The 21,136-nt window shown below is 67.3% G+C and carries 20 protein-coding genes; 10 read left to right on the top strand and 10 right to left on the bottom strand.

What is annotated here, in order from left to right; translation table 11 throughout:
- Positions 1-3: 3 nt before the first annotated feature.
- Positions 4-1,299 (bottom strand): adenylosuccinate synthase, encoded by a 1,296-nt coding sequence (locus tag AncyloWKF20_RS12590; RefSeq protein WP_279314393.1) that lies wholly within the window; start codon positions 1,297-1,299, stop codon positions 4-6.
- A 276-nt stretch (positions 1,300-1,575) separates the two neighbouring features.
- On the opposite strand from AncyloWKF20_RS12590, the gene AncyloWKF20_RS12595 reads away from it, so the two are divergent.
- Both AncyloWKF20_RS12595 and AncyloWKF20_RS12600 read left to right on the top strand, forming a co-directional pair.
- Positions 1,576-2,454, top strand: a complete 879-nt coding sequence (locus tag AncyloWKF20_RS12595; protein ID WP_279314394.1) for a VOC family protein — start codon at positions 1,576-1,578, stop codon at positions 2,452-2,454.
- A 118-nt stretch (positions 2,455-2,572) separates the two neighbouring features.
- Positions 2,573-3,487 carry a DMT family transporter gene (locus AncyloWKF20_RS12600; RefSeq protein ID WP_279314395.1) on the top strand — a complete coding sequence of 305 codons (915 nt, stop codon included), beginning with the start codon at positions 2,573-2,575 and terminating at the stop codon, positions 3,485-3,487.
- Here AncyloWKF20_RS12600 and AncyloWKF20_RS12605 read toward each other — a convergent pair.
- The gene (locus AncyloWKF20_RS12605) at positions 3,484-4,326 is read right to left on the bottom strand and encodes a GNAT family N-acetyltransferase (RefSeq protein WP_279314396.1); all 843 of its coding nucleotides are present in this window, start codon (positions 4,324-4,326) and stop codon (positions 3,484-3,486) included. The genes AncyloWKF20_RS12600 and AncyloWKF20_RS12605 overlap by 4 nt on opposite strands.
- A gap of 35 nt (positions 4,327-4,361) precedes the next feature.
- On the opposite strand from AncyloWKF20_RS12605, the gene AncyloWKF20_RS12610 reads away from it, so the two are divergent.
- Entirely contained in the window at positions 4,362-4,802 is a 441-nt protein-coding gene (locus tag AncyloWKF20_RS12610) for an ion channel (RefSeq protein WP_279314397.1), read from the top strand.
- Between the two features lie 6 nt (positions 4,803-4,808).
- Here AncyloWKF20_RS12610 and AncyloWKF20_RS12615 read toward each other — a convergent pair whose 3' ends face one another.
- Both AncyloWKF20_RS12615 and puuE read right to left on the bottom strand, forming a co-directional pair.
- Positions 4,809-5,165 (bottom strand): MliC family protein, encoded by a 357-nt coding sequence (locus tag AncyloWKF20_RS12615; protein ID WP_279314398.1) that lies wholly within the window; start codon positions 5,163-5,165, stop codon positions 4,809-4,811.
- A 4-nt stretch (positions 5,166-5,169) separates the two neighbouring features.
- A complete protein-coding gene (gene puuE, locus AncyloWKF20_RS12620) occupies positions 5,170-6,102 on the bottom strand; it encodes an allantoinase PuuE (RefSeq protein WP_279314399.1) in 933 nt (310 codons plus the stop codon).
- Positions 6,103-6,291: 189 nt separating this feature from the next.
- Between puuE and eda the strand changes: the two genes are divergently transcribed.
- On the top strand, positions 6,292-6,939 hold the full coding sequence (eda, locus tag AncyloWKF20_RS12625) for a bifunctional 4-hydroxy-2-oxoglutarate aldolase/2-dehydro-3-deoxy-phosphogluconate aldolase (protein ID WP_267585088.1): 648 nt from the start codon (positions 6,292-6,294) through the stop codon (positions 6,937-6,939).
- Positions 6,940-7,004: 65 nt separating this feature from the next.
- On the opposite strand, the gene serA is transcribed toward eda, so the two are convergent.
- The 4 genes from serA to AncyloWKF20_RS12645 form a co-directional block, all read right to left on the bottom strand.
- The gene (gene serA, locus AncyloWKF20_RS12630) at positions 7,005-8,591 is read right to left on the bottom strand and encodes a phosphoglycerate dehydrogenase (RefSeq protein ID WP_267585087.1); all 1,587 of its coding nucleotides are present in this window, start codon (positions 8,589-8,591) and stop codon (positions 7,005-7,007) included.
- Positions 8,592-8,808: 217 nt separating this feature from the next.
- Complete coding sequence (locus AncyloWKF20_RS12635) at positions 8,809-9,984, bottom strand: phosphoserine transaminase (protein WP_279314400.1); 1,176 nt, start codon at positions 9,982-9,984, stop codon at positions 8,809-8,811.
- A 186-nt stretch (positions 9,985-10,170) separates the two neighbouring features.
- Positions 10,171-10,827, bottom strand: coding sequence for a porin family protein (locus tag AncyloWKF20_RS12640; protein WP_279314401.1), 657 nt, complete (start codon positions 10,825-10,827; stop codon positions 10,171-10,173).
- A gap of 143 nt (positions 10,828-10,970) precedes the next feature.
- Entirely contained in the window at positions 10,971-11,795 is an 825-nt protein-coding gene (locus tag AncyloWKF20_RS12645) for a tellurite resistance TerB family protein (RefSeq protein ID WP_279314402.1), read from the bottom strand.
- A 239-nt stretch (positions 11,796-12,034) separates the two neighbouring features.
- On the opposite strand from AncyloWKF20_RS12645, the gene AncyloWKF20_RS12650 reads away from it, so the two are divergent.
- From AncyloWKF20_RS12650 to AncyloWKF20_RS12675, 6 genes are all read left to right on the top strand, one after another.
- The gene (locus tag AncyloWKF20_RS12650) at positions 12,035-13,285 is read left to right on the top strand and encodes a sarcosine oxidase subunit beta family protein (protein ID WP_279317961.1); all 1,251 of its coding nucleotides are present in this window, start codon (positions 12,035-12,037) and stop codon (positions 13,283-13,285) included.
- 11 nt (positions 13,286-13,296) lie between these two features.
- Positions 13,297-13,590 carry a sarcosine oxidase subunit delta gene (locus tag AncyloWKF20_RS12655; RefSeq protein ID WP_279314403.1) on the top strand — a complete coding sequence of 98 codons (294 nt, stop codon included), beginning with the start codon at positions 13,297-13,299 and terminating at the stop codon, positions 13,588-13,590.
- Entirely contained in the window at positions 13,587-16,622 is a 3,036-nt protein-coding gene (locus AncyloWKF20_RS12660) for a sarcosine oxidase subunit alpha (RefSeq protein ID WP_279314404.1), read from the top strand. Before AncyloWKF20_RS12655 ends, AncyloWKF20_RS12660 begins: the two co-directional genes overlap by 4 nt.
- Positions 16,623-16,650: 28 nt before the next feature.
- On the top strand, positions 16,651-17,208 hold the full coding sequence (gene soxG / locus AncyloWKF20_RS12665) for a sarcosine oxidase subunit gamma family protein (protein WP_279314405.1): 558 nt from the start codon (positions 16,651-16,653) through the stop codon (positions 17,206-17,208).
- Positions 17,209-17,289: 81 nt separating this feature from the next.
- Complete coding sequence (locus tag AncyloWKF20_RS12670; RefSeq protein WP_279314406.1) at positions 17,290-18,657, top strand: L-serine ammonia-lyase; 1,368 nt, start codon at positions 17,290-17,292, stop codon at positions 18,655-18,657.
- Positions 18,658-18,740: 83 nt separating this feature from the next.
- Positions 18,741-19,799 (top strand): GlxA family transcriptional regulator, encoded by a 1,059-nt coding sequence (locus AncyloWKF20_RS12675; RefSeq protein WP_279314407.1) that lies wholly within the window; start codon positions 18,741-18,743, stop codon positions 19,797-19,799.
- 8 nt (positions 19,800-19,807) lie between these two features.
- Here AncyloWKF20_RS12675 and AncyloWKF20_RS12680 read toward each other — a convergent pair whose 3' ends face one another.
- Both AncyloWKF20_RS12680 and AncyloWKF20_RS12685 read right to left on the bottom strand, forming a co-directional pair.
- A complete protein-coding gene (locus AncyloWKF20_RS12680) occupies positions 19,808-20,557 on the bottom strand; it encodes an anti-sigma factor (RefSeq protein WP_279314408.1) in 750 nt (249 codons plus the stop codon).
- Positions 20,554-21,123 carry a sigma-70 family RNA polymerase sigma factor gene (locus tag AncyloWKF20_RS12685; protein ID WP_279314409.1) on the bottom strand — a complete coding sequence of 190 codons (570 nt, stop codon included), beginning with the start codon at positions 21,121-21,123 and terminating at the stop codon, positions 20,554-20,556. The genes AncyloWKF20_RS12680 and AncyloWKF20_RS12685 overlap by 4 nt, the downstream gene beginning before the upstream one ends.
- Positions 21,124-21,136 lie beyond the last annotated feature (13 nt).

Raw genomic sequence — 21,136 nt, forward strand, 5'->3', positions numbered from 1 at the left:
CGTTCACGACTCGAAGGGATTCTGCACCAGGATCGTATCATCCCGCTGCGGGCTGGTAGACAGCAACGCAACAGGGCAGCCGATCAGTTCCTCGATGCGGCGCACATATTTCACCGCCTCGGCCGGAAGATCGGCCCAGGAGCGGGCGCCAGCGGTCGAACCGCTCCAGCCCTCGATGGTCTCATAGACCGGCTCGAGATTGGCCTGCGCGTCCTGCCCGGCCGGGAGATAATCGATCTCCTGCCCGTTGAGGCGGTAGCGCACGCACACCTTCAGCTCCTCGAAACCGTCAAGCACGTCGAGCTTGGTCAGCGCGATGCCGGTGATGCCGGAGGTGCGCACGGTCTGGCGCACGATCGCCGCGTCGAACCAGCCGCAGCGGCGGGGACGGCCGGTGACGGTGCCGAATTCGCGCCCGCGCTCGCCGATCCTGCGGCCGATCTCGTCATGCAGCTCCGACGGGAACGGGCCCTCGCCGACGCGGGTGGTATAGGCCTTGGTGATGCCCAGCACATAGCCGATGGCGTTCGGGCCGAGGCCGGAGCCGGTCGCCGCCTGCGCCGCCACCGTGTTGGACGAGGTCACGAAGGGATAGGTGCCGTGATCGACATCGAGCAGCGCGCCCTGCGCGCCCTCGAACAGGATCTTCGAGCCATGGCGGCGCTCATCGTCGAGCAGCGACCAGACGCGGTCCATATAGGGCAGAACCTTCGGGGCGATCTCGATCAGCTCGGCGCGCAGCTTGGCAGCATCGACTTCCTCGATGCCGAGGCCGCGGCGCAGCGGGTTGTGATGCGCCAGCAGGCGCTCGATCTTGGCGTCGAGCGTCGCCTCATAGGCGAGGTCCATCAGGCGGATCGCCCGGCGGCCCACCTTGTCCTCATAAGCCGGGCCGATGCCCCGCTTGGTGGTGCCGATCTTGGTGCCGGAGGCCGCGGCATTCTCGCGGATGGCATCGAGCTCGCGGTGCAGCGGCAGGATGAGCGCGACATTCTCGGCAACGCGCAGACGCTCGGGCGTGACCGTGACGCCCTGGCCGGTAATGCGGCCGATCTCGTCCACCAGCGCCCACGGATCCAGCACCACACCATTACCGATCACCGACAGGCGCGCGCCGCGCACCAGCCCGGAGGGCAGCAGGGAGAGCTTATAGGTGTTGTTGCCGACGACCAGCGTATGGCCCGCATTGTGACCGCCCTGGAAGCGGACGACGACGTCGGCCTGCTCACTGAGCCAATCGACGATCTTACCCTTACCCTCGTCGCCCCATTGGGATCCGACGACGACCACATTCGCCACGAGCCGCGCTCCTGATTGCGAGGTGCGGGCCGGCAAAAGCGCCAGTGCCCGCACAGACAAAACCCCGGCGAAGCGGTCCGTCCGGGGCTGCCCCGTCTTAAGGGATGAGGCCGGGGGAGGCAAGGAGATGTCCGCCCCGCCCCCGGCACAAACGCCGCATGCCCCCCCTTCGGCGCGCGCGACAGCCCATCATTGCATCAGCGCAAGCGCAACCCCTTGCAAATCCCCCGCCCCGGGCCGAGCAATACACACATCATCCACATCGCCGAGCCCCCCATGTCCCCCACCGCCACGACCACCGCGCCTCAGGCGCTCCCCTCCGAGCTGGTCCTGGGCGCGGTGCGCCTGCGTGTACGCGAGGCGGCCCGCTCTGTGGAATTCTACACCCGCACGGTGGGCCTGAGCGTTCTCGGTGAGGAGAACGGCCTGATCCAGCTCGGCGCCGGCGAACGGACGCTGATCGAGCTCGAGGTGGCGCCCGATGCTCCGGTAAGGCCGCGCGGCACCACCGGCCTGTTCCATGTGGCCATCCTCGTGCCGGATCGCCCGGCGCTCGCGGTGGTTCTGCGACGGCTGATCGCCCAGCAGATCCAGATCGGCGCCTCCGATCATCTCGTCAGCGAGGCCCTTTATCTCGACGATCCGGACGGCAACGGCATTGAGATCTACCGCGACCGGCAGCCGAATGAATGGCGCTGGCAGGGTAAGACCATCGAGATGGCGACGCATCCGCTGGACATGCGCGCGGTGCTCGCCGAATTGCCGGCCGACGCGGCCGTTGAGGCACCGATGCCCGCCGGCACCCGCATTGGCCATGTTCACCTCCAGGTCGGTGCCCTCGAAGCTGCCCGTCGCTTCTATGTGGAAACGCTCGGCTTCGACCTCACCACCGACCGTTATCCCGGCGCTCTGTTCGTGAGCGCCGGTGGCTATCATCATCATCTCGGCCTCAACATCTGGCACAGCCGGGGCGGCAGCGCCGCGCCCGCCGGCAGTACGGGCCTTGTTCACTACGAGATCGTTCTGCCGAGCGTCGACGCAGTCAACGCGGCCGCCGACCGGCTCGCCCATGCTGGGGCAGAAGTGCAGCGGAGCGCCGACGGCTTCAGCGTCGCCGACCCTTGGGGCACCGTGGCGCGGGTCAAGGTCGCCTAAGCTTGCCAGAATCCGGCGCGCCTTCGCGTCGGGCATCAGCGAAATTCATCAGACCTGACGGTTCATCAGCGGCGAAAATGCTCTAGAGAGTCCAGCAGTCCCTCGGTTGTGGCGTGCCATGTTCCGTCGCCTGCTCGACGCCCCCTATCTGCTGCTCTCGCTCGTCTCGCTGTTCTGGGCTGGAAACATCGTGCTTGGTCGCCATGCCGCCGGGCATGTGCCGCCAGTGACGCTCGCCTGGCTGCGCTGGGTGCTCGCCTTCCTGATCCTGCTGCCCTTCGCCTGGCGGGCGATCCGCAACGACTGGCCAGTGGCGCTCCGGCACTGGAAGGTGCTGGCGGTGCTCGCCTTCACCGGCATCACCTTGTTCAACACCATGGCCTATCACGCCGTGCAGTTCACGCCGGCGCTGAACGCCCTGTTGATCCAGTCCATCGGACCGCTGCTGATCGCCTTCTGGTCCTTCGTGCTGAATGGCGACCGGCTGTCGGCCGGGCAGGCCGGTGGCATCGCGCTCTCCCTTATGGGCGTGCTCACCATCATCTCGCGCGGCGACCCCGATGTACTCCTGCGCATAGAGTTCAACCGGGGCGACCTGTGGATGATCGCCGCCATGGTGGTCTACGGCATCTATTCATCGATGCTGGCGCGCCGGCCGGCCATGTCACAGCTCGGCTTTCTCGGCTTCACCCTTGGACCCGGTGCCCTCTTGCTCACGCCGCTTTTCATCGCCGAGCGGGCCGTCGGCGCGCCGATCATCTTCGATCTGCGCTCTCTGGCGGTGATCGCCTATGTGGCGATCTTCCCGTCAGTGCTGGCCTATCTGTTCTTCAACCGCGGCGTCCAGCTCGTGGGGCCGAATAGGGCGGCGCCGTTCTTCCACCTGATGCCGGTATTCGGATCGGCGCTCGCGATCCTGTTCCTGGGTGAGACGCCGCACCTTTACCATGCGGCGGGCTATGCGCTTGTTCTCTCGGGCGTGTTCATCGCGACCATCTTCGCCCCGCGCAAACCCCTGCCGACGCAAGCCTAGCCCAGCTCGAAGCTGGTGACGCCAAAGAGCCGATCCAGCGCCACCTCGCGGATGAGCCCGGTATACATGCGCGCCGTCTCGAAGACCGGCTGCAGCCCATATCGACGAGCAAGAGTGAGCGCAGCGGAATTCGGCTCCGGCACGTCGAGGATGATGTCCGCCGGCCCCACAGCGGAAGCGAGCGCGCCGAAGAGCGTCTCGGCGGTTGCGGCATCGTCGGCGATCAGAGGGCCGATCTTGAAGCCCTGCCGCGCCGGCCGGATCATGCCCCAGCCCGCCAGGCGGCCGTCGCGCAGCACGGCACGCCCGATATGGCCGGGCGATGCAAGCCAGGCGCGCAGGAAGGCGGGGCGAGGCGCCGGAAAAACCGCCGCATCGCTGGCCTCCACGCTCGCAAAGGGCACCTGCGCGAGATCGACAGTTCCCTCCCCGGTGCCGCCGCCCACCACCCGCCCGGAGAAACGGATGTTGCGATAGGCGAAGCGAAATCCCTGCGACGCGTAGTTCTCCTGCTGCGCCAGCACGCCATCAAGACCGATGGTCCGCTCTCCCGCATGGGCGCGACCCGCCTTCCACAGGGCCCAGCCAATGCCCTGCCCGCGCAGTTCAGGGCGCACGATATAGAAGCCGAGAAAGGCGAAGCGCGCGTCGTAATTGACCACGGAGATGACCGCCGCAGGCGCTCCGTCCTGCTCTGCAACGAGGAAGCCCTCGGGATCGACGGAGCCGAAGCCGGCGGCGTCCGACAGGCCGGGGTTCCAGCCTTCCGCGGCGGCCCAATCCACCGCCATCTGGATTTCATCGGAGCGCAGGGAGCGAATATGAAGGGTACCCGTCATGGTAGCCACGGCTGATTCGGGGAGCGTCGCCCATCATGGTCCGTGAACTCCTTCTCGGCATAGCCATGAACATCGCCGTCATGCTGGTGCATCTGGGCGCGACCTTCCTGCTGATTGCCGTCGTCCGACCCTTCGAGAGTCGGCTGTGGGGCACGCCTTATGTGCGACTGACGCTGGCCCTGCTGGCCACGAATGTGGTGCTGCTGACGGCCCATCTCCTCGAGGTCGGCTTGTGGAGCATGCTCTATGCCGCCCTCGGCTTGGTCGCCGATCCCGCCGACGCCTACTACTCCGCCTTCGTGAACTACACGACGCTTGGCTATGGCGACGTGCTGCAGGCCACACGCACGCGCCTGCTCGGCCCCATGGCCGCAGGCAGCGGCATCCTCATGTTCGGCTGGTCGACCGCCTTGCTGATCTATGTCCTTCAGGGACACCTGCCCCACCTGACCGGCCGCAGCCGACTGAGGGACTAAGCTTCGTCAATCCTGCGTGCAGGTGGCGATCGGCGGGGCGTTCTCGCCCTTGGTGAGATCATAGAGGCTGCCGGAATTGCCCTTGGTCCACCAGATGAAACGGTCGCCAGCATAGCGCGCGCCGGAGCCAGCCAGCACATTGGCCATGACCACGAACTCGTCCTTGAAGGCGACGGTCGCGAGCGAGGTGGGCGGGGCGTTGATATAGGTCGCCGTCAGCGCCTTCAGCGTGTCGCAGGTGTAGGTGACCTTGGTGGTGATGACCGAACTGCCCTTGGGGATCGGGATCACGATGTGGTCGGCCGCCTGCGCGGTGCCGATGCCCAACAGCAGGCCGGCGAGGACGGCGTTCAAACGGCGCATGGGACTACTCCGGCGGATGGCGGGCGGGCGTGTGGTGCTCATGCCAATGGCGGGCGATGTCGATCCGGCGTGGCACCCAAACCCGATCATGCCGGGCAATATGGTCGAGAAAGCGCTGCAAGGCGAGGATACGCCCGGGTCGCCCGACCAGCCGGCAGTGGAGGCCGACACTGAGCATCTTCGGCGCCTCCGCTCCTTCGGCGTAGAGCGCGTCAAAGCTGTCCCGGAGATAGGCAAAGAACGGGTCGCCATGGCTGAAGCCGGCGGGAATGGCGAAGCGCATGTCGTTGGTATCGAGTGTGTAGGGGATGCTCAGATGCGGCCCCTTCGGCCCCTCGACCCAGAACGGCAGATCGTCGGAATAGATGTCGGAATCATAGAGGAAGCCGCCCTCCTCCATCACGATCCGGCGTGAATGCTCCGATGTGCGGCCGGTGTACCACCCGAGCGGGCGCTCCCCGACCACGCGTGTGTGCACTTCCATCGCCGCGTCGAAATCCGCCTTCTCCGCCTCATAACTATGGTCTCGGTAGTCGATCCATTTGAGCCCGTGGCTGGCGATCTCCCAGTCGGCCTCCTTCATCGCCGCTACCGCGTCGGGGTTGCGGGCCAGCGCCGTGGCCACGCCATAGACGGTGACGGGAAGGTTGCGCGCGGTGAACAGCCGCCACAGCCGCCAGAAGCCGGCGCGGGCGCCATACTCGTAGATCGACTCCATGTTCATGTGGCGCTTGCCCGGCCAGGGTTGCGCACCGACGATCTCCGACAGGAAGGCTTCGGACGCGGCATCGCCATGCAGGATGCAGTTCTCCCCGCCCTCTTCGTAATTGATGACGAACTGGACAGCGATGCGCGCGCCGCCCGGCCATTTCGGGTCCGGCGGGTTGCGGCCATAGCCGATGAGGTCGCGGGGATAGGCGGAATCGAAATTGAACATGGCGAACGACTCGGCTGCGGCAACGGCCCGGAGATGACTCACGCTACCGCCTCGCACCGCCCGGCGAAACTCCATCACTGGGCGTCTTGTGCACCGCCGCTTCGCAGATGCGGCAGAATTCGCGTGGCAGGGTCTCGACAAGCCGGCGCCCGCCGGTCTTGATGGGCGCAAACAGCCTGAAGGTGTCCGATGTCGCTTCCTGATCCCAGCTTCCTCCTCGCCCGCGCCCCTGTCGTGCCCGTCGTGACGGTGCCGAGCGTTGCCGCCGGCGTGAAGCTCGCCCGCGCGCTCGTCGAGGGCGGCCTGCCGCTCATCGAGGTGACGCTGCGCACGCCCGTAGCGCTGGAAGCCATCGCCGCGATTGCCGCCGAGGTGCCGGACGCGATCGTCGGCGCCGGCACGGTGACGCGGCCCGATCTCGTGCAGAAGTCGATCGACGCCGGCGCCCGCTTCCTCGTCAGCCCCGGCTGCCCGCCCGCGCTCGCCGAGGCGCTGGCCGAAGCTCCCGTGCCGGTCATGCCCGGCTGCGCCACCGCCACCGAGGCAATGGCGCTGCACGCCATGGGCTTCCCGGTGCTGAAGCTGTTCCCGGCCGAATCGGTCGGCGGCGCCAATCTCATCAAGTCGCTGGCCGGCCCGCTGCCGGATCTGCGCTTCTGCCCCACCGGCGGCATCGGCCCGGACAATGTCGGCAAGTACCTGTCGCAGCCGAACATTCTTGCGGTCGGCGGCTCCTGGGTCTGCCCCAACGAGGCGGTGAATCTGGGCGATTGGGAGCAGATCGTCGCGCTGTCCAAGGCCGCCGCTAAGCTGCACCGCGCCGCTTTCCCGGGCTGATACCTCGCCAAAAAACAAAGCCCGCCGGGACGGCGTCCCGGCGGGCTTTTTCATGGGTATGGCGATCAGAAGTGCAGCGGGCGGGCCTGCTTCACGGAAGGAAGCTGCTGCACCTTGGCGAGTAGTTCCGCCGGGACCGGCCCGTCCACCTCGACCAGCGCGATGGCATCGCCGCCCTGGTGGTCGCGACCAAGGGCGAAGGTGGCGATGTTGATGCCCGCGTCGCCCAGAAGGCTGGCGAACCGGCCAACGAAGCCCGGCTTATCCTCGTTGGTCACATAGAGCATCGACGGCGCGAATTCGGCGTCCACCTTGATGCCCTTGATGTCGATGATGCGCGGGCGACCATCGGCGAACACGGTGCCGGCAATCGAACGCTCCATCTCATCGGTCACCACAGTGAGCGTGACAAGGCTCTCATAGTCCCCGGCGACGTCGCGCGTGGTCTCCTCGATGACGATACCGCGCTCTTTGGCGACGCTCGGGGCGGAGACGACGTTGATGTCGGCAAGCGCCGGGCGCAGCAGACCGGCCACGGCGGCCGAAGTCAGCGCCTTGATCTTGAGGCCCGCCACCGCGCCATCATAGGTGATGCGGATGGTCTTGATATCGGTCTCGGTGAGCTGGCCGGCGAAGGAACCGAGCTTCTCGGCGAGTTCGATGAAGGGCTTGAGCTTGGGCGCTTCCTCGGCGGTGATCGAGGGGAAGTTCACCGCGTTGGAGATGGCGCCGCGCAGCAGGTAATCGCTCATCTGCTCGGCAACCTGCAGGGCCACATTCTCCTGCGCTTCGGAGGTCGAGGCGCCGAGGTGCGGGGTGCAGATGACGTTGGGCAGGCCGAACAGCGGATTCTCGGTCGCCGGCTCGGTGATGAACACGTCGAAGGCCGCGCCCGCGACATGGCCGGACTTCAGCGCCTCGGCCAGCGCCGCCTCGTCGACAAGTCCACCGCGGGCGCAGTTGACGATGCGCACACCCTTCTTGGTCTTGGCGATCGCCTCGGCGGAGAGGACGTTCTTGGTCTTCTCGGTCAGAGGCGTGTGGAGGGTGATGACGTCGGCGCGGGCAAGGAGATCGTCGAGCTCCACCTTCTCCACGCCGATGTCGAGCGCGCGCTCCGGCGAGAGGAAGGGATCATAGGCGACAACCTTCATCTTCAGGCCGAGAGCGCGGTCGGCGACGATGGAGCCGATATTGCCGCAGCCGATGATGCCGAGCGTCTTGGCGGTGAGCTCGACGCCCATGAAGCGGTTCTTTTCCCACTTGCCGGCCTGGGTCGAGGCATCGGCGGCGGGAATCTCGCGAGCCAGCGCGAACATCATGGCGATGGCGTGCTCGGCGGTGGTGATCGAGTTGCCGAACGGCGTGTTCATCACGATCACGCCCTTGGCCGTGGCGGCCGGGATGTCGACATTGTCGACGCCGATGCCGGCGCGGCCGACGACCTTCAGTTTCTTGGCATTGGCCAGGATCTTCGGGGTCACCTTGCTGGCGGAGCGGATCGCGAGGCCGTCATAGTCGCCAATGATCTCGGCGAGCTTGTCCTTGTCCTTGCCGAGGTTCGGCTGGAAATCGACCTCGATGCCGCGATCCTTGAAGATCTGCACGGCGGCCGGGGAGAGGGCGTCGGAAATGAGAACGCGGGGAGCCATGGTTGGGGTCCATCCGATGGAATGAGGTCGCCCGCCAAGCGGGCTGGAAAGGGTCAACCCGCCGCTGGCGGGAGAGGACGACGAAGCGTTCGTCGGGCATGGCGCGACGGTCGCCGACGGCGGAACGGCCGGGAGAGAAAAGCCGTGTCGCCGCCGGGCTCGCGCCCTGTCCCTTCGCCGTCCCCTCGCGTCAGCGGCGGGAACGCGCGATGAGGGATCAGGCGGCCTTTTTCAGGCCAACCTTGGCTTCGGCATAGGCCCAATCGAGCCAGGGCAGCAGCGCCGCAAGATCGGACGCCTCGACGGTCGCACCGGCCCAAATGCGCAGGCCAGCGGGTGCATCGCGATACGCGCCGATGTCATAGGCCACACCCGCCTTCTCCAGCGCGGCGGCGAGCGCCTTGGCGAAAGCCTCCTGCGCATCGGCGGGGAGCGCCTTCACCTCAGGATCGGCCACGACGAGGCAGACAGAGGTGTTGGAGCGCGTCGCCGGCTCCTTGGCGAGGAAGTCGACCCAGTCGGTCTTCGCGACCCAGTCGGCCAGCACCTTGAAATTGGCGTTGGAGCGGGCAACGAGGCCCTCGAGCCCGCCTACCGACTTGGCCCAGTTCAGCGCGTCGACATAGTCCTCGACGCAGAGCATGGACGGGGTGTTGATCGTCTCGCCCTGAAAGATGCCTTCGATCAGCTTGCCGCCCGACGTCAGGCGGAAAATCTTCGGCAGCGGCCAGGCCGGCACATAGCTCTGAAGACGCTCGACCGCACGCGGCGAGAGAATGAGCATGCCATGCGCGGCCTCACCGCCCAGCACCTTCTGCCAGGAATAGGTGACGACATCGAGCTTGGCCCAGTCGAGTTCCTGCGCGAAGGCGGCCGAGGTCGCGTCGCAAATGGTCAGGCCCTGACGGTCGGCGGCGATCCAGTCGCCATTCGGCACACGCACGCCGGAGGTGGTGCCGTTCCAGGTGAAGACCACGTCATGGTCGAAATTCACCTCGGCAAGGTTCGGCAGATCGCCATAGCCGGCCTTGAGGACGCGGGCATCCTTCAGCTTGAGCTGCTTGACGACATCCGTCACCCAGCCCTCGCCGAAGCTTTCCCAGGCGAGCAGGTCGACCGGACGGGCGCCGAGCAGCGACCACAGCGCCATCTCGACCGCGCCAGTATCGGACGCCGGGACGATGCCGATGCGATAGTCGGCAGGGATCTGAAGAACGTCACGGGTGAGGTCGATCGCAAGCTTGAGCTTGGTCTTGCCGACCTTGGCGCGGTGCGAGCGGCCGAGCGGAGCATCGCTCAAGGCCTCCAGCGTCCAACCGGGACGCTTGGCGCAGGGACCAGACGAAAAATTGGGATTGGCCGGCTTCGCCGCCGGCAGAGCGTTCATCGTCATTTTAGCCATCCTTCCAGATGGGTGCCCTTCGGTGGGGAAGGGTAGCCCGAGCGGGGATGTACTCCCGCCCCCCTCATCGCGCAAGTGGATTTTCAGCTTTGCCAGCATCCGCATTCAGCGGTCAAACCGGCACCGCCCGGGGGAACGGTTCGGCCAGAGGAAGTCGCTCGACCGTGCGCCGCTCCGTCAGTCCAGCATGTAGCGGGCGCCGAGCCTGATCTCATGGGCGCTTTGCTGCATGTCCGAGACGGCGTCGCCGAGGTCGACATTCTCGAGGCTCAGATAGCGGTAGCCGACATCGACCTGCCAACGCGGCGCCACCTCGACCGCGACACCCGCCATCAGCGCCCAAGCGAGCCCCCAGCCATCCCGGTCGCCAATATCGGCGCCAAGCCACTCGATGTCGGCAAGCGAAACATAGCCGGCACCGACACCGGCGCCGACATAGGGGGTGATGCCCTTCCACGTGCCGAGGTCGATATAGACATTGGCCAGCGCCGTTGCGGCGCTGAAATCGGCGCTCAGATCGCCGGTGCTTGTCGCCGCCTGGCCCCGATAATCCGCGGTAAGATCGACACGGAGCCAGTCGCTCAGCCGCGCGCCGATACCAAGGCCGATCAGCCAGGAATCGTCGATGTGGGGCGCCGTCGCGGGTGCGAAATCGAGCTGCGACCCGTCTGGCACCTCGTTGATGACATAGCCGATGTCGCCGCGCAGATACCAGCCGCTCTCATCGTCGATCACCGGCGCCTTCGCCAGTAAATCGTCAGCCTCCGTGCCAAGATCAGCCGCATAAACGCCCGTACTCATCAGCAACAGGATGCCGACGGCTCGGGCGGTCACCCTCGCTGCTGCGCACAGAGCCCCGACATTACGCATACACCCACTCCCGCGGTGCCGGAGATATCTCCGGCAGACGTCGTTGGGCGGCAGAATCGCAGCGAAACTTTAAGGAGCGCTTAACCTTAACGCTTCGCGAACGCGCCTCAGCCCTGCTTGGCCGAGCGGGCCGCGGCCTCAAGATGCGGCGTCAAGGCAGGATCGAGCTTCAGCGCCATGGCCAGCCGGGCGAGGAAGGCGCGCTCCGAGCTGGTATCCGCCTCGATGGCGAGCAGCGCGGTGAGATAGACCTCGGCGGCCTCTTCCGGCGTGGTGACCTCGCGCGCAAGCGTCTCAACCGTCGCAGGATTGGCCAGTTCGGCGGTGAGAAACCGCTCGGCTTCGTCGAGCTGGGCGCCGTGATCGTTCAGCTTGGCGGTGATGGCCACCCGCTCCTGCTCGTCAATATGCCCGTCGGCGAGCGACGCGGCGATCATCGTGCGCAGCAGGGTCAGCGGGAGTTGGGTACGGTCGGCCTGCGCCGGGTTGAAGGGCGAATCCGGCGGCGGCAGGCTGGCGCCATGGGTGGGAAGCGGTGTCGCCGCCTGCTGCGGCTGACCGCCCTGCTGATAGTTCTGATAGGCCTTGTAGGCGAGGGTTCCGACGAGGGCGAGGCCACCGAGAGCCACGGCATTCTTCGCCACCTTGCGGCCCGACTTGTTGCCGAGCACCAGCGAGACCAGCGCACCGGCCGCCGCGCCCGAGGCGAGCGAGCCGCCATTATTCGACAAATAGCCCTTGGCCTGGCTCAGCAAATCGCCGCCGGTGCCACCCTTCTGGCCCAGCGCGCCGGCAACGCCGGACAGGCTGCCAAGGAACCCTCCGGTTGGCGCGGTGCCACCGGTGGGGGCGGGTACGCCGCCGGCGCCGGTTTGCGGCGAGAGGAACTGGTCGAGAAGGCGCTTGGCGTCGAAGCTGCCGCTGTTGAACATTGGGGATCCTGTTCTCAAAGAGTCGCTTCGGAGGTAGGCACGCATCATGGCTTCCGCAAGGAAAAGCCGGTGCCGCCGATAACCTCCGCGTGATCAGCTTTACACGCCCTCGCGGCATCGGCTGTCGCATCTCGTGTCGCATCCGTTCAACGACTGCGCCGAAACAATGCTCGCCTGTTTCGAGCCAGCGCGCGACCATGGAACATCATCGGTCAGACGACGTCATGTCGGAGGCAAATTTGCAGAAATTCTCCGGCCTCGAACTCTTCCGCCGCGCCCTCGGCGGCCACAAGAGCTGGCAGCCCCAATGGCGTAATCCCGAGCCCAAGCCGGAATACGACGTCATCATCATCGGCGCCGGCGGCCATGGCCTCGCGGCAGCCTATTACCTCGCGAAGGAGCACGGCATCACCCGCGTCGCGGTGCTGGAGCGCGGCTGGCTCGGCGGCGGCAATACAGGCCGCAACACCACGATCGTGCGCTCCAACTACCTGTTCGATGAGAGCGCCGCGCTCTATGAGCATTCGGTGAAGCTGTGGGAAGGTCTGTCGCAGGATCTGAACTATAACGTCATGTATTCGGCGCGCGGCGTGCTCATGCTCGCCCACAACATCCATGACGTGCAGAGCTTCAAGCGCCATGTTCACGCCAACCGGCTGAACGGGGTCGACAATGAGTGGCTCACCGCCGAGCAGTGCAAGGAATTCTGCCCGCCGCTGAACATCTCTTCGATGCGTTACCCGATCCTCGGCGGCGCGTTGCAGCGGCGCGGCGGCACGGCGCGGCATGACGCGGTGGCCTGGGGCTTCGCCCGCGCGGCGGATTCGCGCGGCGTCGACATCATCCAGAACTGCGAGGTCACCGGTATCCGGCGCGGCGTCGATGGCGCGGTGGAAGGCGTCGAGACCTCGCGCGGCTTCATCAAGGCGAAGAAGATCGGCGTCTCCGCGGCCGGCCACACCAGCGTGGTGATGGCGATGGCCGGCCTGCGCATGCCGCTGGAGAGCTACCCGCTGCAGGCGCTGGTGTCGGAACCGGTCAAGCCGGCCTTCCCGACGGTGGTCATGAGCAACACCATCCACGCCTATATCTCGCAGTCGGACAAGGGCGAGATGGTGATCGGCGCCGGTACGGATGCCTACACCTCCTATTCCCAGCGCGGCGCGCTGCACATCACCACCCACACGCTCGACGCCATCTGCGAGCTCGTTCCGCAGTTCCGTCGCCTGCGCATGCTGCGCAACTGGGGCGGCATCGTCGATGTGACGCCGGACCGCTCGCCCATCATCGCCAAGACGCCGGTGCCGGGCCTTTATGTGAATTGCGGCTGGGGCACGGGCGGCTTCAAGGCGACGCCGGGGTCCGGCAATGTCTTCGCCCACACCATCGCGAAAGACGCGCCGCACCCGATCAATGCCCCCTTCACGCTGGAGCGGTTCCGCGACGGCTTCCTGATCGACGAGGCGGCCGCGGCCGCCGTTGCGCACTGAGCGAGGACGCGATGCTCATCATCACCTGTCCCTGGTGCGGCGCCCGGCCCGAGCTGGAATTCCGCTATGGCGGCGAGGCGCACATCGCCCGCCCGGCCGACCCGTCCACCCTCACGGACGAGGAATGGGCCGACTTCCTCTACAACCGCACCAACCCCAAGGGCCTGCACGCCGAGCGCTGGCGGCACGTCCATGGCTGCGGCCGCTTCTTCAACGCGGTGCGCGACACGGTGAGTGACTTCTTCGTCGTCACCTACAAGGCCGGCGAAACGCGCCCGGATATCGCGGGAGAACAGGCGAAATGACCAACCGCTTCCGCACCCCGTCCGGCGGGCGCATCGACCGCTCGGCGCCTGTTTCCTTCCGTTTCGACGGCAAGACCTATAGCGGCTACAAGGGCGATACGCTCGCCTCGGCGCTGATCGCCAATGGCGTTCATCTCGTCGGCCGTTCGTTCAAATATCACCGCCCGCGCGGCATCATCTCGGCCGGGTCGGACGAGCCGAACGCGCTGGTCGACGTCGCCCGCGACAGCGCCCGCGCCGCACCGAACCTGCGCGCGACGCAGGTGGAAATCTATGAGGGGCTGAAGGCGGAGAGCCAGAACCGCTGGCCGACGCTCGCCTTCGATGCCGGCGCGATCAACGATCTTGCGGCTCCCTTCCTGCCGGCCGGCTTCTACTACAAGACCTTCATGTGGCCGGCGGGGGCGTGGAAGCGCTTCTACGAGCCGAAGATCCGCGCCATGGCGGGCCTCGGCAAGGCACCCACCCTGCCCGACCCCGATCGCTACACCCAGAACTATGCGTTCTGCGACGTGCTGGTCGTCGGCGCCGGCCCGGCCGGCCTCGCGGCGGCGCTGGCAGCCGCGGAGAGCGGCGCGCGGGTGATCCTGTGCGACGAGCAGGCGGAACTCGGCGGCTCGCTGCTGGCGGAAGTCGGCGCGACCATCGAGGGCAAGCCGGGGCAAGCCTGGCTGGCCGACACGCTGGCGAGCCTGTCGAAGCATGAGAACGTTACGCTTCTGCCGCGCACCACCGCCTTCGGCTACTTCCCGCACAACATGATCGCGCTGGCCGAGAGGGTCACAGAGCACCTCGCCGCGCCCGATCGCGATCTGCCGCGCGAACGGCTCTGGCAGGTGCGCGCGACCGAAGTGGTGATCGCCTCAGGTGCGCATGAGCGCCCGCTGGTGTTCCCCGACAATGACCGGCCCGGCGTGATGCTGGCCGATTCCGGCCGTACCTATGTCAGCCGCTATGGCGCCAAGCCCGGCGAGCGGGCGGTTATCTTCACCGCCTGCGATTCCGGCTATCGCACCGCGCTGGAGCTCAAGGCTGCAGGCGTCACGATCGCTGCCGTCGCGGATCTGCGCCGGGAGCTTCATGGCGAGTTCCCCAGCCGCGCCCTTGCCGCCGGCATCGATGTGCGGCCGGGCACCGTCGTCACCGGCACGTCCGGTCGTCTGCGTGTCTCGTCCGCCGATCTTGCCAAGGTATCCGGCGGCGAGGTCGGTCGCTCCGAGACCATCGCCTGCGACACGGTGCTGATGTCGGGCGGCTACACCCCCAGCCTGCACCTGTTCTCCCAGTCGCGCGGCAAGTTGGTCTGGGACGCCGCGTCGGGGTCCTATCTGCCGGGCACCTCGGTCGAGCGCGAGCGCTCTGCCGGCGCCTGCCGGGGCGTCTATGGGCTCAACGCCGTGCTGGAAGACGGCTATGCCGCTGGCGAGGCCGCCACCAAGGCGGCGCGTGACACCGCCTCGCCGCAGCGCGGTGTGACGCCGGTCAACGGCGCCTCGTCCCGTTCCTTCAAGGCCGAAGCGCCGGACCTCGGCAATGACGGCTTCATCGGCGCCACCCCGCACAACCGAAACCCGGCTTTCGCCAAGGCTTTCGTTGACTGGCAGAACGATGTCACCTCCAAGGACATCAAGCTCGCCACCCGCGAGGGCATGCGCTCCATCGAGCATGTGAAGCGCTACACCACGACCGGTATGGCGACCGATCAGGGCAAGACGTCCAACATGAACGCGCTCGGCATCGTGTCCGAGGCGCTCGGGACGCCCGTGCCGCAGATCGGGCTGACCACCTTCCGCCCGCCCTTCACCCCCACCACCTTCGGCATCTTCGCCGGCGAGGCGCGGGGCGACCTGTTCGATCCGGTGCGCAAGACGCCGATCCATGACTGGGCGGCCGAGCACGGCGCCGCCTTCGAGGATGTCGGGCTATGGAAACGCGCCTGGTACTTCCCCAAGGCCGGCGAGGATCTCCACGCCGCCGTCGCCCGCGAGTGCAAGGCGGTGCGCGCTTCGGTCGGCATGTTCGACGCCTCGACGCTCGGCAAGATCGAAATCGTCGGCCCGGACGCCGCCGAATTCATGAACCGCATGTACACCAACGCCTGGGCGAAGCTTGAGCCGGGCCGGCTGCGCTACGGCGTGATGCTGCGCGAGGATGGCTTCGTGATGGATGACGGCGTGGTCGGCCGCATGGCGCCGGACCGCTTCCATGTCACCACCACGACCGGCGGCGCGCCGCGCGTGCTCGCCCATATGGAGGATTATCTCCAGACCGAGTGGCCCGACCTCGACGTGTGGCTGACCTCCACCACCGAGCAATGGGCGGTGATCGCCGTGCAGGGCCCGAATGCCCGCGCCGTGCTGGAACCGCTGGTTGAGGGGATCGACCTGTCGAAGGACGCGTTCCCGCATATGAGCGTGCGGGAGGGGCATATCTGCGGCGTGCCGACCCGGCTGTTCAGCGTCTCCTTCACCGGTGAGCTCGGCTTCGAGGTGAACGTGCCGGCGGAATATGGCCGCTTCATCTGGGAGGCCATCTATGCCTCCGGCGAGCGCTTCGGCATCACGCCCTATGGCACGGAAACCATGCACGTCCTGCGCGCCGAGAAGGGCTACATCATCGTCGGCCAGGAAACCGACGGCACGGCCACGCCGGACGACGTCAATCTCGGCTGGGCGGTCGGCAAGGCGAAGAAGGACTTCGTCGGCAAGCGCTCGCTCGCCCGCAGCTCGATGTCCGCGCCGGACCGCAAGCAGCTTGTCGGCCTGCTGACCACCAATCCGGCCACCGTGCTGGAGGAAGGCGCGCAGATCGTCGCTGACGCCAGCGCACCGGTGCCAGTCCCGATGCTCGGCCATGTGACGTCGGCTTATCACAGCGCGGTGCTCGGGCGGTCCATCGCCCTCGCCGTCATCAAGGGCGGACGCGGACGCATCGGCCAGAAGCTCGCCGTGCCCATGCCCGGCAGCGTGATCGAGGTCGAGGTGGTCGAGCCTATGTTCTACGACCCCAAGGGAGAGCGCCTGAATGCCTGAGACCTCTTCCCCCACCGGGATCCGGACCATGCCCGTCTCCGCCGATCCGCTCGCGGCGCTTGCCGCCCGATCACCCCGTCGCGCCACGGCCTCGCTCAAGGCCCTGCCGGCAGCTGCACGCCTCGCCTTCCGGGGGCGCGAGGGCGCCATCGGCCCGGCGGGGGACGCCTTTGGCGTGCCCTTGCCGCGCGAGGCCTGCCGCTTCACCACCAATGAGCACCGCTCGGCGCTGTGGCTGGGGCCGGACGAGTGGATTCTGCTCGCGCCGGGCGCCGACGCCGCGCCGATAGCGGCCGCCATCGAAGCCGCCACCGCCGGCGTCCCGCATTCGCTCGTGGATGTGTCCTCGCGCAGCGTCGGACTGGAACTGACCGGCCCTAAGGCGGCCTTTGTGCTCAACCAAGGCTGCCCGCTGCCGCTCGATCTCGCGCGGTTCCCGGTTGGCATGTGCACCCGCACCCTGTTCCACAAGGCGGAAATCGTGCTCTCGCGCACCGGGTCGGAAACCTTCCGCATCGACGTCTGGCGCTCCTTCGCGCCCTATGTCTGGAACCTGCTGGAAGAGGGCCGGCGCGAGCTGGACTGACGCCGGCCGGCAACGATCCGGTCCTGAGGGCGTGATACCAAGAACAGACCGCGACAGCGGCAGGCGGGGGCGGCAGCGTCGATGATCAGTGCGTTCGAGCTCTTCAAGGTCGGCATCGGGCCCTCCTCGTCGCACACGGTGGGGCCGATGGTCGCCGCCGCGACCTTTGCCGATGGCCTGGCCTCGGCCGGGCTTCTTGAGCGTGTCACCCGCGTCGAAACCGCCCTGTTCGGCTCCCTGGCCTGGACGGGCAAGGGGCATGGCACCGACAAGGCCGTCGTGCTGGGCCTCGCTGGCGAGCGCCCGCAGACCATCGACCCCGACCGCGCCGACGCCCTCGTCGCCGAGGTCATGGACGCACGGCGCCTCACTCTCGCCGGCACGCAAATCATTGCATTCGAGGCCGGGGCCGACATCCTGTTCGACGGGCACGCGGCCGCGCCCAAGCATCCCAACACGCTGGCCTTCCGCGCGTTCGACGCCTCGGGGGCGCTGCTCGTCGAGGAGCGCTGGTGCTCCATCGGCGGCGGATTCGTGGTGCCGGAAGCGGAAGTCGGTGCGCCCGCTGCCACCACAGGCGACATACCCAATCCCTACCCGTTCCGTAACGCGCGCGATCTTCTGGTGCAGGGCGAGCGTTCTGGCCTCTCCATTGCCGAGATGATGAGCGCAAATGAGCAGGCGCGCCGCCCGGCAGCGGAGGTCGAGCGCCATCTCGATCTCGTCATCGACACCATGATGGCTTGCATCGACCGAGGCATCTCGACCTCCGGCGAACTACCGGGCGGGCTGAAGGTCAAGCGCCGCGCCAAGGCGATCCGCGACACGCTCATCGCCCGGAACTCCAAAACGCCGCATGAGGTGATGGACTGGGTGAGCCTCTACGCCATCGCGGTGAATGAGGAGAACGCCGCCGGCGGGCGCGTGGTGACAGCGCCGACCAATGGCGCGGCCGGCGTCGTGCCGGCGACGCTGCGCTATTACCGCGATCACTGTCCGGGTGCGAACCGCGCTGGGATGCATCAGTTCCTGCTCACCGCCACCGCCATCGGCGCGCTGTTCAAGATGAACGCCTCGATCTCCGGCGCCGAGGTCGGCTGCCAAGGCGAGGTGGGCGTCGCCTGCTCCATGGCGGCGGCGGGCCTTGCCGCCGCGCTCGGCGGTAGCAATGCGCAGGTCGAGAATGCCGCCGAGATCGGCATGGAGCATCACCTCGGCATGACGTGTGATCCCATTGGCGGGCTGGTGCAGGTGCCTTGCATCGAGCGCAACGCCTTTGGTGCCATCAGCGCGGTGAATGCCGCCTCGCTGGCGCTGCATGGCGACGGCACGCATATCGTCTCGCTCGACAAGGTCATCGTCACCATGCGCGAGACCGGGCGCGACATGGCCTCGAAATACAAGGAAACCTCGCTCGGCGGCCTCGCGGTGAACCTCCCGGAATGCTGAAGAAACCGAAGCGCACCGCCGGGACGGCACCGGTCTTGCTAAGACATGCAGCAAATTTGCTATGCTGTGATCCGGAGCAAGCCATGACCCAGCAGCGACCCACCCCTTTCGGCACCATGGCGGCCACCAGCACGGCGGCCGCGCCCGCCTTGAATGTCGGCTTCATCCTCACCGACAACTTCACCCTGTCCGCCTTCTCGCTGATGGTGGACCAGTTCCGCCTCGCCGCTGATGATGGCGACCGCTCGCGCCCCATCCTCGCGCGCTGGCAGGTGATGGCATCACGGCCGGAACCGATCCGCGCCAGCTGCGGTGTCACCGTCTCGCCGTCGGGGCCGCTCGCGGACCCGTCGAGCTTCCACTACATCATCGTCGTCGGCGGGCTTCTGCATGGCGGCAGCCAGCTTGACGAGGAGAGCATCGCCTATCTCAAGCGCGCCGCGCGGGCCGGTGTCTCTCTGGTCGGCGTGTGCACGGGCAGCTTCGTGCTGGCCCGCGCCGGGTTGATGACCGGACGCCGCTGCTGCGTGTCCTGGTACCATTATCAGGATTTCCTCGACGAGTTCCCCCACCACACGCCGGTCGCCGACCGCCTGTTCGTGATCGACGGTGACCGCATCACCTGCGCCGGCGGCGGCGGGGCGGCGGACCTCGCGACCGCCCTGGTGGAGAAATTCCTCGGCCGCTCCGTGGCGCAGAAGAGCCGCCACGTTCTGCTGCTCGACCGCCAGCGGCCCGGCACCGAATCTCAGCCGCACCCACCCATTGCCGATCTCGTGGCGGATGACCGCGTGCGCCGGGCGCTGCTGCTGATGGAGCAGCACCTCGCCGATCCCCTGCCCATCGCCGACATCGCCCGCCGGCTGCATCTGTCGACGCGCCAGCTCGAGCGCCTGTTCCAGACCATCATGGGCCAACGCCCGGCGGAGTTCTACCGGCGGCTGCGGCTGCGCTATGCGCGCTTCCTGCTCGACACCACCGGCCGCTCGGTGACCGACATCGCGCTCGAAGCCGGATTCTCGGACTGCGCGCATTTCTCCCGCCAGTTCAAGGCGCAGCACGGCTTCACGCCCTCCGACGCCCGCGCCCGCGCGCCGGGTCCGGCGACGCAGAGCATCGCGGCGAGCCGGCTGTTCGACTGATCGGGCCGTCAAATCCCCGCGCCCGTCGGGCTCGCATTGCCCTTCATCAGGATCGGCCCCGTGGGCCGTCCTGTCGGCGATCCACCGGCCGGCTCCAGCGTCACTTCATAGAGCTGATCGGCCGCCGGCTGCGGCAGGCCATCCACGTTGAGCGGGATGGTTTGTAGGGCATTGAGCAACCCGACCGAAACCGGGCCGCGCGTGCGGTCCCACAGGGTCCAGACCTGCAGCGACTTGCCTTCCGGCGCCCTGAGCTCGCTCAGCGCCAGAAGCTCCGTGCGTCCATCCCGGAAGGCGTTGACCACCGCCGCCGGCTGGTTCTGGTCGGACAGAAGCACGGCCACCAGGACCGGGGCCTGCGCCGCCTTCTGGGCGACATACCCGATGCCTACCGACAGCAGCACGGTTGCGGCACAAGCGGCGAGGCCAACACCGCGCCAGAGAGGAAGGCTGTTCCACCAGGGCGCGCCTTGCTTGCGCTGCGTCGCGCGCGTGCCGGAAATCGGCCGCGTCGTCGGTTCGATGGCGCTCATAGCCCGCGCCGGCAATGAGGCCTCAATCCGCGACCATAGAGCCGGATCCGGACAGACGAAGGGCGCGGTCGCGTCGAGTTCGGCCACCCGCTCGCGCCATTCCTCCACCAGCGCGGCAAGGCGTTCATCGCCCGCAAGCCGCGCCTCGCAGTCCCGCGCCTCCTCGGGATCCAGAAGGCCCAGCACATATTCGCTGGCGAGACGCTCGCGCTCCTGCGGGCTCATGTCAGGCAGTCCTTGAGCGTGCGAAGGCTCCTGCGGATCCAGGCCTTGGCGGTGCCGAGCGGCACGCCGAGCCGGCCGGCCAGTTCGCCATGGGTCAGGCCCCGCAGATAGGCGAGAAGGATCGCCCGCCGCCTCATGGGCTCAAGTCGGTCAAGGCAGCGTTTCAAGGCGCTGGTTTCCGACAGCGCCACCAGAAGGCTCTCGGCGTCCGCCTCTTCCGAGGCGGGCTCAATGGCGTCGTAATCCTCCACCAGTTCGATGCGCCGCTCGCCCCTCAGCACGTTGAGCGCCGTGTTGCGCAACACGGTGAAAACCCAGGTGGAGGCCTTGCCGCGCGCCGGATCGAAGCTCCCGGCCTTTTCCCAGATGCGCAGGAATGTGTCGTGGACGACCTCGTCGGCAAGGTCGCGCCGGCGCAGCATGCGGAGCGCGACACCCGTCATCTTCGGCGCCAGATGCTCGTAAAGCCGGTGAAGGCTCGCCCGCTCGCCGCGCGCGCAGCCGCGCAACGCTTCGGCGAGTTCGTCTTCGACGCCGTCCGGGGCGATGCGCGTGAGGGTTGTCACCAGCGGGTTCCGC

The organism is Ancylobacter sp. WKF20 (assembly GCF_029760895.1).
Classification (GTDB): domain Bacteria; phylum Pseudomonadota; class Alphaproteobacteria; order Rhizobiales; family Xanthobacteraceae; genus Ancylobacter.

Coding starts and splice junctions, on each gene's coding strand:
- AncyloWKF20_RS12595 (WP_279314394.1), top strand. CDS start 1,576: ATGTCCCCCACCGCCACGACCACCGCGCCTCAGGCGCTCCCCTCCGAG.
- AncyloWKF20_RS12600 (WP_279314395.1), top strand. CDS start 2,573: ATGTTCCGTCGCCTGCTCGACGCCCCCTATCTGCTGCTCTCGCTCGTC.
- AncyloWKF20_RS12605 (WP_279314396.1), bottom strand. CDS start 4,326: ATGACGGGTACCCTTCATATTCGCTCCCTGCGCTCCGATGAAATCCAG.
- AncyloWKF20_RS12610 (WP_279314397.1), top strand. CDS start 4,362: ATGGTCCGTGAACTCCTTCTCGGCATAGCCATGAACATCGCCGTCATG.
- AncyloWKF20_RS12615 (WP_279314398.1), bottom strand. CDS start 5,165: ATGCGCCGTTTGAACGCCGTCCTCGCCGGCCTGCTGTTGGGCATCGGC.
- puuE (WP_279314399.1), bottom strand. CDS start 6,102: ATGTTCAATTTCGATTCCGCCTATCCCCGCGACCTCATCGGCTATGGC.
- eda (WP_267585088.1), top strand. CDS start 6,292: ATGTCGCTTCCTGATCCCAGCTTCCTCCTCGCCCGCGCCCCTGTCGTG.
- serA (WP_267585087.1), bottom strand. CDS start 8,591: ATGGCTCCCCGCGTTCTCATTTCCGACGCCCTCTCCCCGGCCGCCGTG.
- AncyloWKF20_RS12635 (WP_279314400.1), bottom strand. CDS start 9,984: ATGACGATGAACGCTCTGCCGGCGGCGAAGCCGGCCAATCCCAATTTT.
- AncyloWKF20_RS12645 (WP_279314402.1), bottom strand. CDS start 11,795: ATGTTCAACAGCGGCAGCTTCGACGCCAAGCGCCTTCTCGACCAGTTC.
- AncyloWKF20_RS12655 (WP_279314403.1), top strand. CDS start 13,297: ATGCTCATCATCACCTGTCCCTGGTGCGGCGCCCGGCCCGAGCTGGAA.
- AncyloWKF20_RS12660 (WP_279314404.1), top strand. CDS start 13,587: ATGACCAACCGCTTCCGCACCCCGTCCGGCGGGCGCATCGACCGCTCG.
- soxG (WP_279314405.1), top strand. CDS start 16,651: ATGCCCGTCTCCGCCGATCCGCTCGCGGCGCTTGCCGCCCGATCACCC.
- AncyloWKF20_RS12670 (WP_279314406.1), top strand. CDS start 17,290: ATGATCAGTGCGTTCGAGCTCTTCAAGGTCGGCATCGGGCCCTCCTCG.
- AncyloWKF20_RS12675 (WP_279314407.1), top strand. CDS start 18,741: ATGACCCAGCAGCGACCCACCCCTTTCGGCACCATGGCGGCCACCAGC.
- AncyloWKF20_RS12680 (WP_279314408.1), bottom strand. CDS start 20,557: ATGAGCCCGCAGGAGCGCGAGCGTCTCGCCAGCGAATATGTGCTGGGC.